Origin of the sequence: Okeania sp. SIO3B5, from assembly GCF_010692555.1 — a bacterium.
Lineage (GTDB): Bacteria > Cyanobacteriota > Cyanobacteriia > Cyanobacteriales > Microcoleaceae > Okeania.
On record NZ_JAAHHG010000391.1, the window covers coordinates 1 to 9,666 of the forward strand.

12 protein-coding genes are annotated in these 9,666 nt (G+C 37.0%); 5 read left to right on the forward strand and 7 right to left on the reverse strand.

All coding sequences use genetic code 11. The features are described from left to right. Positions 1–473 precede the first annotated feature (473 nt). The 3 genes from F6K54_RS32920 to F6K54_RS32930 form a co-directional block, all read right to left on the reverse strand. Complete coding sequence (locus tag F6K54_RS32920) at positions 474–680, reverse strand: hypothetical protein (RefSeq protein ID WP_293087466.1); 207 nt, start codon at positions 678–680, stop codon at positions 474–476. A gap of 271 nt (positions 681–951) precedes the next feature. Continuing rightward, positions 952–1,710, reverse strand: a complete 759-nt coding sequence (locus F6K54_RS32925) for a DUF4336 domain-containing protein (protein WP_293087469.1) — start codon at positions 1,708–1,710, stop codon at positions 952–954. Positions 1,711–2,596: 886 nt separating this feature from the next. Then, positions 2,597–3,439, reverse strand: coding sequence for a hypothetical protein (locus F6K54_RS32930; RefSeq protein ID WP_293087471.1), 843 nt, complete (start codon positions 3,437–3,439; stop codon positions 2,597–2,599). Between the two features lie 110 nt (positions 3,440–3,549). Here F6K54_RS32930 and F6K54_RS32935 point away from each other — a divergent pair, with 110 nt between their 5' ends. After that, on the forward strand, positions 3,550–4,209 hold the full coding sequence (locus tag F6K54_RS32935; RefSeq protein ID WP_293087474.1) for a HEAT repeat domain-containing protein: 660 nt from the start codon (positions 3,550–3,552) through the stop codon (positions 4,207–4,209). A 115-nt stretch (positions 4,210–4,324) separates the two neighbouring features. After that, complete coding sequence (locus F6K54_RS32940) at positions 4,325–4,951, forward strand: Uma2 family endonuclease (protein ID WP_293087476.1); 627 nt, start codon at positions 4,325–4,327, stop codon at positions 4,949–4,951. Between the two features lie 93 nt (positions 4,952–5,044). Here F6K54_RS32940 and F6K54_RS32945 read toward each other — a convergent pair whose 3' ends face one another. Further along, complete coding sequence (locus F6K54_RS32945; RefSeq protein WP_293087479.1) at positions 5,045–5,356, reverse strand: hypothetical protein; 312 nt, start codon at positions 5,354–5,356, stop codon at positions 5,045–5,047. A gap of 50 nt (positions 5,357–5,406) precedes the next feature. On the opposite strand from F6K54_RS32945, the gene F6K54_RS43905 reads away from it, so the two are divergent. Beyond that, positions 5,407–5,541: a hypothetical protein gene (locus F6K54_RS43905; RefSeq protein WP_375342018.1), complete on the forward strand. Its 135-nt coding sequence runs from the start codon at positions 5,407–5,409 to the stop codon at positions 5,539–5,541. Beyond that, entirely contained in the window at positions 5,489–5,758 is a 270-nt protein-coding gene (locus tag F6K54_RS32950) for a hypothetical protein (protein ID WP_293087482.1), read from the forward strand. The genes F6K54_RS43905 and F6K54_RS32950 overlap by 53 nt, the downstream gene beginning before the upstream one ends. A 54-nt stretch (positions 5,759–5,812) precedes the next feature. On the opposite strand, the gene F6K54_RS32955 is transcribed toward F6K54_RS32950, so the two are convergent. The 3 genes from F6K54_RS32955 to F6K54_RS32965 form a co-directional block, all read right to left on the reverse strand. Then, a complete protein-coding gene (locus tag F6K54_RS32955; RefSeq protein WP_293087484.1) occupies positions 5,813–6,124 on the reverse strand; it encodes a type II toxin-antitoxin system RelE/ParE family toxin in 312 nt (103 codons plus the stop codon). Further along, positions 6,108–6,398, reverse strand: a complete 291-nt coding sequence (locus tag F6K54_RS32960) for a type II toxin-antitoxin system Phd/YefM family antitoxin (protein WP_293087486.1) — start codon at positions 6,396–6,398, stop codon at positions 6,108–6,110. Before F6K54_RS32960 ends, F6K54_RS32955 begins: the two co-directional genes overlap by 17 nt. Positions 6,399–6,621: 223 nt before the next feature. Continuing rightward, complete coding sequence (locus F6K54_RS32965; protein ID WP_293087489.1) at positions 6,622–8,382, reverse strand: LysM peptidoglycan-binding domain-containing protein; 1,761 nt, start codon at positions 8,380–8,382, stop codon at positions 6,622–6,624. A gap of 167 nt (positions 8,383–8,549) precedes the next feature. Between F6K54_RS32965 and F6K54_RS32970 the strand changes: the two genes are divergently transcribed. Then, positions 8,550–9,329 carry a hypothetical protein gene (locus F6K54_RS32970; RefSeq protein ID WP_293087491.1) on the forward strand — a complete coding sequence of 260 codons (780 nt, stop codon included), beginning with the start codon at positions 8,550–8,552 and terminating at the stop codon, positions 9,327–9,329. The last annotated feature ends 337 nt before the right edge of the window (positions 9,330–9,666 follow it).

A 9,666-nucleotide genomic window follows, 5' to 3' on the forward strand; every position in this document is an offset into this window, starting at 1 on the left:
ATTGCGACATACGCAATAAAACCAGAAATCAAACTGAGTAAAAACTCTTATTGCGACATACGCAATAAAACCAGAAATCAAACTGAGTAAAAACTCTTATTGCGACATACGCAATAAAACCAGAAATCAAACTGAGTAAAAACTCTTATTGCGACATACGCAATAAAACCAGAAATGAAACTGAGTAAAAACTCTTATTGCGACATCCGCAATAAAACCAGAAATGAAACTGAGTAAAAACTCTTATTGCGACATCCGCAATAAAACCAGAAATGAAACTGAGTAAAAACTCTTATTGCGACATCCGCAATAAAAATCGTGCTATTGAATGAATATGATGTTATATCATGTCCGGTAGCATCGGAGCGTGTATAAAATTAAGGTGACAATGAAAGAAAACCTTCTGCCTCCTGCCTCCTGCCTCCTGCCTTCGGACAACCATTGTCTAATTATTCAACCAGACATGATGTTAGTTAGTCATCTGGAAATTGCCAACAGGAAATACGTTCAATCTCGGAACTTTTGCAGTTCGGACATATCCCTTCAAATGAGGAGTCTATCCATTCATATTCACAGTTGTGACAATGAGAAAAGATATTATTAGTATTAGCTAACTCAATTTTTTTCTGCCAAGCTTGCAATAACAAAATATCTTCTTTTTTATGATTAGTTTCTGACATTTCTCTTGATGATATTCAAATTACAGCAGATTCCAAGTATATAAAGTACAGATATTAACAATTAAATCTTTCTAGAAGGCAACTTTTGTAGTAAGGCAATTAATAAAGCTTTTATCCTAAACTAAAAGTAATAGCTGATGGCTGACGGCTGAATGCTTACGTCTTTGGAACGGGCAAGATGCCCATTCCACAAAACACAAAACACAAAACTATTAAAATCATCAAAACTATTAAAATAATCCCGCATTTATGCAACGCCACTTGAGAAATTTTACATCTTTCCTAGCCAAGCAAAAGCTCGACGCAACTCAGCAGTACCATTTTCTTCATACCACTTTCCGTGGGATAAAATAATTTTTTGAGGCTCCCATTTTAACATCTGCTTGAAACAGTCACGAGCTTGATTTTTTCTACCCCAAAATGTTGCTCGCAAATCCAGTGGTGTTTTACCATTTGGAGCTGCACAACCAATCAACCTTATTAGAAAACCAAATTTTTTACTAACTTTATCCAGCTCAAAGTTTTCAATCAAATCTGCCAGAATAAGTGTAGAACTTTGGCGGTGAAAAAAAACAACTTCATCCATAAATCTACTACCTCGAAAAATTAATTGAGCAATTTCTTCTGACCATTCAATAGGTGCTTCATCTGCTAAAAAAGCATGAAAAGTCACCTCAATTTTCTGTTGTGCTGCTCGTTCTAAAACTCCTGGTGAAGCCCATGCAGTAGCTTCTGGATAAGTTATTGCCCAATTATGAATGTGAGTATAATGAATTTTATTAGGTGAAATTAAGTGACGCACTACACCTAATTTATCAATTTCTGCTTTTAATTTTGGGGTTAATTCTACAGGAGAATGACACCATAATTCACCATTTTTTAGTCGCACAATTGTCATGGGTGTAGGAAATGGAATCCTAGTTCCATACATTGCCATTGTGACAATTCCCCCATCAACAATCCAAATGTTTTCATCTACTATTTTAGGAATATTAATTGGTTCATATAAATCGACAATATTTTTACTCATAGGAAAGCCTGTTTTTGAGTTTTATGATTAATTAGGGTTTGCTGAAAAAGTATGAGTGGTAGGGGTAGAATCCAGCAATCCTGCAATCGGTGAAGTCAGGAGGAATGGGAATTATAGAAGAAGTAGTCAGAAGAATCGGATATAGTGATTTTCTACCCCTCGAAATGCCGAAAATCTTAGATTTTTGAACCATTACCACCTAAAAACTGGTACTCCCTTAGTACCTGAAAAGGGTAAAACCAATACAAGTCAAGACGCGTGATATTTAATCAGCCAGTCCTAATTAAAATAGTTGTAATATCAAGTTTCATGAATGAGCCATAATAAATTAGCTATTTTGAGTCATCTTTAGATGACTTCTGTTGTGAGCCAAGAAATTTATTTCTTGGCGGATGACAAAGCCATTTTATACTCAATAGCTCGTCAAACCAAGGATTGAAATCCTTGGCTGATAGCTTAAGTCATCTTTAGATGACTAGATTATCTATAAAATTCACCTTTTCCTACTATTTATTCTTCTTTCTTGCTTCTTTATTCTTCTTTCTTCCCTCCTGACTCCTGACTCCTGACTCCTGACTCCTCAAGAAGGCTCGTCAAACCAAGGATTGAAATCCTTGGCTGATAGCTTAAGTCATCTTTAGATGACTAGATTATCTATAAAATTCACCTTTTCCTACTATTTATTCTTCTTTCTTCCCTCCTGACTCCTGAGTCCTCAAGAAGGCTCACCAAACCAAGGATTGAAATCCTTGGCTGATAGCTTAAGTCATCTAAAAGATGACTAGATTATCTATAAAATTCACCTTTTCCTACTATTTATTCTTCTTTCTTGCTTCTTTATTCTTCTTTCTTCCCTCCTGACTCCTGACTCCTGACTCCTGACTCCTCAAGAAGTAACAAACTGCTGTAATTTACTCACTAAATGGTCAAAATAAGGAGCTAATTCTGCTTGCTTTTCACCAGGAAATCTTTTTAAACTAGCAGTTTTAATAGCTTCTAAACCTAACACCATTGCTGATAGTGGTACAAGCAATTCTTGATAAAGTAAATTCATATAATGCAGACCTTCAGCACTGGTAAAATCAGTCTGATCGCCAGCAATTCCATAAGTAATACAACGTAAAAAATGCCAGAAGTCTCGCCAACAAGCTTCGGCTCGTGCTGGTGGATATAAATCTCCTCCTTCCGCTGTAATATTCGGATATGTTGCTAATACTTTTTCCCTGGCTTCATCAACAATTTCTGCTGCACTATCTCGAAGCAAACTAGCAGCTTCAAGAGAAAAAGTTGGCATTTTTTCACAATTTTTGAGTACCTGTAAATCATCATCTGTTAAATAACGACCTTCATCGTCAGCCATTTGAAATAGTTGAATTACTTCTGTTGGTAAAACCCCTTCCCAAGTTTTAAAACTAACTATTCTCGCTTTAGGAATTAATTGTTTGGCAGTTTCAGTTAAAGATGTAGGTTGTTGTAAACGTAGCTCTTTTAAGGCTTGATCAATGCGGGACAAATCTGGATTTTTTTCCAATTTGTCCATTACCTTGGCTTTAGGCATCTTGGCTTTTTTCGCCGCTTCTATAGTTTCATTGACAATACGCTCCTTCAATTGCTCTAAACCTGTAATTACTTCTTCTATTTCTTGAGTTGTTGGTGTTGAAGTATTGGCTTTTGGTGTTGAAGTATTGGCTTCTGATGTTGAAGTATTGGCTTCTATAGTTTCAGACATAATGACTTTCTCATCAATTTTTGTATTTTTCTGAAATTTATCATCCCAGATTGAGGGATTAGTTGCTAGTATCTGTAAAGAAACGTAAATAAAATTAAGGAAGCCTTAACATGGAAATAAACCAAATTCAGTTATACTTAAATAGCTCTGATTCTCAAGAGAGACTCAAAGCACTGACCGAGTTGAGAAATTATGAAAGTGAAATAGCAATTCCTTTGCTGATAACTAGAAAGCGCGACCCAGAATTTCTAGTACGTTCATTTGTAGCAATGGGGTTGGGCAATAAACGCAGCCCAGAATCATTTAAAATCTTACTGGAAATGATGAAAAATGACCAAGACTACAATGTGCGAGCTGAAGCTGCAAACTCCTTATCTAAATTTGGAGAAGAGTCAATTCCTCATTTACTAGAAACATTCCGTCAAGACGATAACTGGTTAGTACGTCGGAGTATTCTCGCTCCTCTTATAGATATGCCATTTCCTGAAGCACTCTATGAGGTTTGTCTTTGTGCGATCGCAGGGGAAGATTTGACTGTTAAGGAAGTTGCCATTCATGCTTTAGGTGCTTTGGCAGGAACAATTAAAAAAACCGAAGCTTTACAAAAACTTTTAGATTTTGTCAGTGCCGAATCTTGGATGACTAGGGTACGAGTTGCTCAGGCGTTAACGAAATTTGAAGCTCCTCAAGCAAAAGCCGCTTTAAGTTATTTGAGTAAAGATGAAGACCATAGAGTAGTAGGTGCAACTTTAGAGAGTTCCCTGTCTTAAGACTCTACTCAAGGGAGTAGGGAGTAGGGGTGAACGGCGGTTCGCCCCTACAGATATAGAATCTTATTTGAGAATGTACTGAAGAATTAAATCAACATCTAAAAAAGGAATTTCTATGAGTACAATTAAAACAAATCTGCCAACAAATATATGGGCGATCGCTACCTGGGATGAATTTCTCGAAATGGCAAACAGCCCTGCTTATCAAAAAGCTAAATGCTATTACCACAACAAGCAAATCAGAATTGAAACTATGCCAATAGGACCCGATCATTCCAGAAATAATGCAATTATTCTATTTGCAATTAATCTTTTTTGCACTATCAAAGGTCTTGCTTTCAATAGTTTAGATAACTGTAGCTATAGGATGACAGGTATCAGAGAGTGTCAACCAGATATATCTTATTATATTGGGGAACGTGCGGGGTTAGCGCCAAAAGGAACAGCCATTACTAATCTCGACACTACGCCACCGCCAGATTTAGTCATAGAAATTGCTGACTCTACTTTAGCTGATGATATTGGTCAGAAAAGATTACTTTATGAGGAAATGCAAGTAGCAGAATACTGGGTGGTAGATGTACAAAAGGCACAAATTATTGCTTTTGCGATTATTGGTAATAATGGTAGCAGACGCATTAGGAAATCGGCAGTTTTACCAGAGTTAAGTATTGACATATTGGAAACTGCCAAACGAATCGCACACCGGATTCTATATCATACATACTTATTTATTTTGTGAACAGACAATCTAACTATAACAAAAAGCGATCGCTCTTTTGTACCAAAGAAGACTCAAGGGAGAAAAGTCAAGCTCCCTCTTAACTTTAGTAATTTAGGCTTTCGTCAGAAAGGAAACTCGTTCGATTTCGTCCTCGGAAAAATCCCCGATTTCTACTGGTAATTTTACAAGCCAACCTCGGTTAAATTCCGACACCATTTTGTAAAGTTTAACTGCTAATTCTTGGTTGAACCGGAAGGTCTGACAAAAAGATTTGTCACCTTTGATAACTTGAATTTTTTCTCCTGCAATAGTATCTGTGACTGCTGTCATCAGAAATTGATGCCAGTTTCTACCTATATGTATTTCCAGAAGAAATTTATTTGATTCGTTGGTTGGTTTTATAGATATAACTTTGACGTTCATTGCGATTTTCTCAAAAAACTGCTATTTGACTCCAAACTTGCAAAAATTGAATGTTATTTGTTCAACCCATTGGTTATAGAATTAGTCCTGACGGTAGTCGCATTCCACTTTATTATGGTGAAATTAAAATAAATGAATACAACCAATACCACGTTATCCCCAGAACCCGACCTAGTGAAAGATAATTGGGAACTTACTGAAGTATGGATCGATCCTACTTTGTCTCCTCCCTATATTCTTTTGTTACTGAGTGCTACAGACGGAAGGTGTCGCATTTACGACCCCGCTGAAGGTTATCGCACCATTTTTGAGAGTGATAATTATGATGATGCTCAGTTTTGGTTACTTGAGGATGAGTATGAACCTTTGGAAGGAAGACTGAACGCATCGGAGTTAATTTAGGGAATGGGGCAAGCGATCGCCTCTTAGGGATGAGAATGAGCGATCGCTGAGTTATTATGGTTCTAGCAATTGCCGAGCAGAATGACGAATATGAAGAACGTAAACAATTTGTTCTGAAACTGTAAAAAGTATGCGATAGGTATTACGCGCTTTTCCATATAAAAGTTGACGAATTTCTTCTGGGAAAACTTCGTTTTCTAGTGCTAAGGAGCACCTTTTTGGGCTTTTGTTTAAAGATTCAATTGTATCTATCAAACCATCAAACCACTTTTCGGCATTCTCTGGAGATAGTTGTTCCATTATCCACAGATAAGCCTCTTCTGCTTCTGCCAAAGCTACATCAGTAATTTCAACTTGATATTCCATGTTTTTGTTTGAGTTTAGTTAATGCTTCCTTGGCTGGAAAAGTGCGTCCTTCTTGTACTGAATTTAAACCTGCCTGAATACCTTCTATTGCTTGTATATGGTCTACTAATTCTAATAATTTTTGGTATGACTCCGCATCCTGAACTACTACTTCAGCTTTACCGTTAACGGTGAGGACGAGTGGGTTTCCGCTTTTCTTGATTCGTTGCAAGTATTCGCTAGTATTACGCTTAAAGTTAGTCAGGGAGTCGATGTCTTTGGTTATGTCTAGCATTTTGTTAGGTTAAATAGCTGTTTAGCATCATATTAACATTTTATTAGATGCTTGACAAGTTAGAAAAAAAGCTATTCTGACAGTTATGGAGGAGAAAGAGCGATCGCTCCTTTTTACCACAAAAGACCAAGTAGCGGTAAGTCGAACACTGATATCAGAGACTTATGGCGGAAAAAGGCGATCGCTGTTTTGTAAAAAATAACTAAAGTTGTGATTGCTCAAGTTAAAAGTTTAGTGGTTCAACAAACGTTTCTGTAATAGTTCCTACAACTGGGAAATTCTTGGCAATTCCCTGACCGTGCAACAGGCCAATGGGGTTGAAATCTTCAAAATCATAAACATCCTTCACAGTAGAGGTTATTTGAACGTAAATATTGTTACCTTCAACCCAAAACTCCCCATCGTGAAAATGATCGAACTTTCCTAGCGACAACTGCCAGTTATCTATTCCATATCCAAATGGGATTAAATTATATCCTTGAGCGCCTCGCTCAATTCTTCCAGTAGTTTCTCCGTTCCAGACAGAGTTTTTTGCGTGTTCGATGACATCGTTCCGTCCATCTTCTAAAGCCTGTCTTACCCCTTCACTTTCGCGCTCTGCTTCATGTAAGTCGAACTCAAACATAGTGCCAGTGTTGCTAAGGTAGTGACGCAGAAACTCTGCAGCATCATCTTGGCCTTGCCAATCCCAGGCTTGTGCAAGTGCTTGTGCTTCATTATAAGTTTTCCAACCATTATACACCCACCAAGGCAAAATATTATAACCCTCCTCTGCTCTTTGCGAATAGTTATCTGACCAGCCATCATAAGCTGGAAGTGTAAGAGTAAAATAAACATCGTTTTCAACATAATTATCGAAATTGCCTTCTGTTGTTACCCCTACTACAGTAGTTCCCGTTGAATTATTACTAGGAACCAAAATCTGCTGACCAACGTAAATAGCACTCGGATTGTCAATATCGTTATAGTCGGCAATATCCCAGTAACGATTGCCATCTCCTATTGTTCTCTGAGCAATAGCCCACAGAGAATCTCCTGGTTGCACCGTATAAGTTTCCCAATTATCATTATTTCCGGTTGCCACTTCTACATTTGTTACAGTTGAGTTATTACTGGGAACCAAAATTTCCTGACCAACGTAAATAAGATTTGGGTTGCTAATACCGTTATAATTAGCAATCTCCCAGAAACGATTAGCATCACCTGTTGTATTTAGAGCAATCTGTGAGAGGCTATCTCCAGGCTGAATTGTGTAGCTTACCCATTCGTAATTATTCTCAATCTCTAATATTTTCCCATCTATCTCTACAAACGCCCGATCGTCCTCACTCTTCAACACCTCAATATCGAACTCACTCAAACCTTTCCATTGCACAACGGCACTAAAAATTTCTCCCTCATCTCCAACCGCATCAACAATATTTATCTGCGAATCAATATAATGCCCAAATTCTTCTAACCAAACATCTGTTACTTCCCCAATATTTCCTAAGTTGTTAGCTAAAAATTCCTGGGATAGATAAATAGTATTAGTTGCTTCAGCAAATGCACCATTGGCTCCATTAATCTCGGCAGATGAAATAACCTGAATTGGTGGCAGACTAATATTAGCCTCTTTGTCCCAATTGTCCCCAAAGGCCAAATCCATCTTTGCCTCAAATTCTGGGTTTGCTGCAAATTCGTGTAAATACTGATAACCTTCAATTACGGCTTGATTAATCACCTGTCCGATCGCCTCGCCAGTTAAAGTATCTACAGATGAATCAGTAGAAATATCTACTGTTGGTTCATAAATTGCTGAGTCTTGAGATAAAATCATATTATCTAAATCATTTAGCTGTGTAATTGGAACAGACAATGATTCAGCACTAGGAGTAAATATTAATGGATTATTAATATCTATTTCTGGTAAAATTGTATTGGTTGTTTCTGAATTAACACCCGTATAATCACTTAAATTGTTAATATCATCTGGCATAAACATAGTAGATTCCTCAGAGTGATTGATGATTTTTTATACTTAAAAACTTAAGACAAATGGCTTAGAATTACCAAAAGTTATGATATTTGTATTAGAGGAGTTTGTCAGTGATAAAAAGTGTTAAAAAGTAACCAGTTTGTTAAAGATTGTTTGGGCAAAAAAGTATAACAATGAATGTAGATTATGCCTTGGAGCTAGTAGAATTTGTCTTAGATAAAGACAGTAATTTTACAGATGTACAAGAGATTATTTTCCGGGAATGTTGGCAGGGGAGATGCTCTTATCAGGAGATAGCAAAGGTTTATGGTTATGAATATGAGTATATTAAATCTACGGCAGCTAAACTTTGGAAATGTTTATCGATAGCTTTTGGTGAAAAGGTAAAAAAAGGTAATTTAAGGTCAGTAATTAAGCGTTATACAAGGCGACAGCATATTACTTTTAATCGTAATGTTTTTGAAATGAACTTTAGTTGCGGTGCTAAGAATAAATCCTGTCAATTATATACATATAAATTTAGCACTGCTGAAGAACAAGAAAATAAAGACAGAATAATTACTACTCCAAAATCAGAAAATAACCATAATAGCTCGCCATTTTCTAAACTTTCTCAGTCTTTACTCGAAGAAGCTGAAACAAAAATTGCTACTGCTTTAGACAGCTTAGGTGTGACTTTTTTTGTGAAGCCAAATATTAAATTAACTACTCAAGAAGGTAAGTGCAATTTACAGCCGAATTTTGCGATCTACTATAGAGGAAAACTAGGAATTATAGAAATTGATGAGACAGAAAAAGGATTAAATAATGGCGTAGGTAGTCAGACAGAAAAAAATAGCGATCGCTTGCTACAAAATACTAATATTGATATGGTGAAACATTATGATGATATTAGGTGTTTTTTAGAACCGGATTTAGTAATTAAAGAATTTTTAGAGACATTTATTGTGTAGAAATAGGGAAAATTATTATACCAATTCCCACGCATTAACGCTATACTTGGAACTTCAGTTATTAAGTAATTAACACAAGCAAAATAACTTTTTTGCTAATTAGCAGCTCAGTTTAATGTTAATTATTCTTATTTTTACTTCATTCCTGTACGGACGTTGCATGCAACGTCCCTACTCCCGGACCTATCCTTGTATCCGTGCCATAATCAGTGTGAGCCACTCCCCCACTCCCTCACTCCCCCACTCCCCCACTCCCTCACTCCCTCACTCCCCCACTCCCCCACCCCCCCACTCCCCCCCCCCCCCCCCCCCCTCTTACATCGTCACAACACCCGCC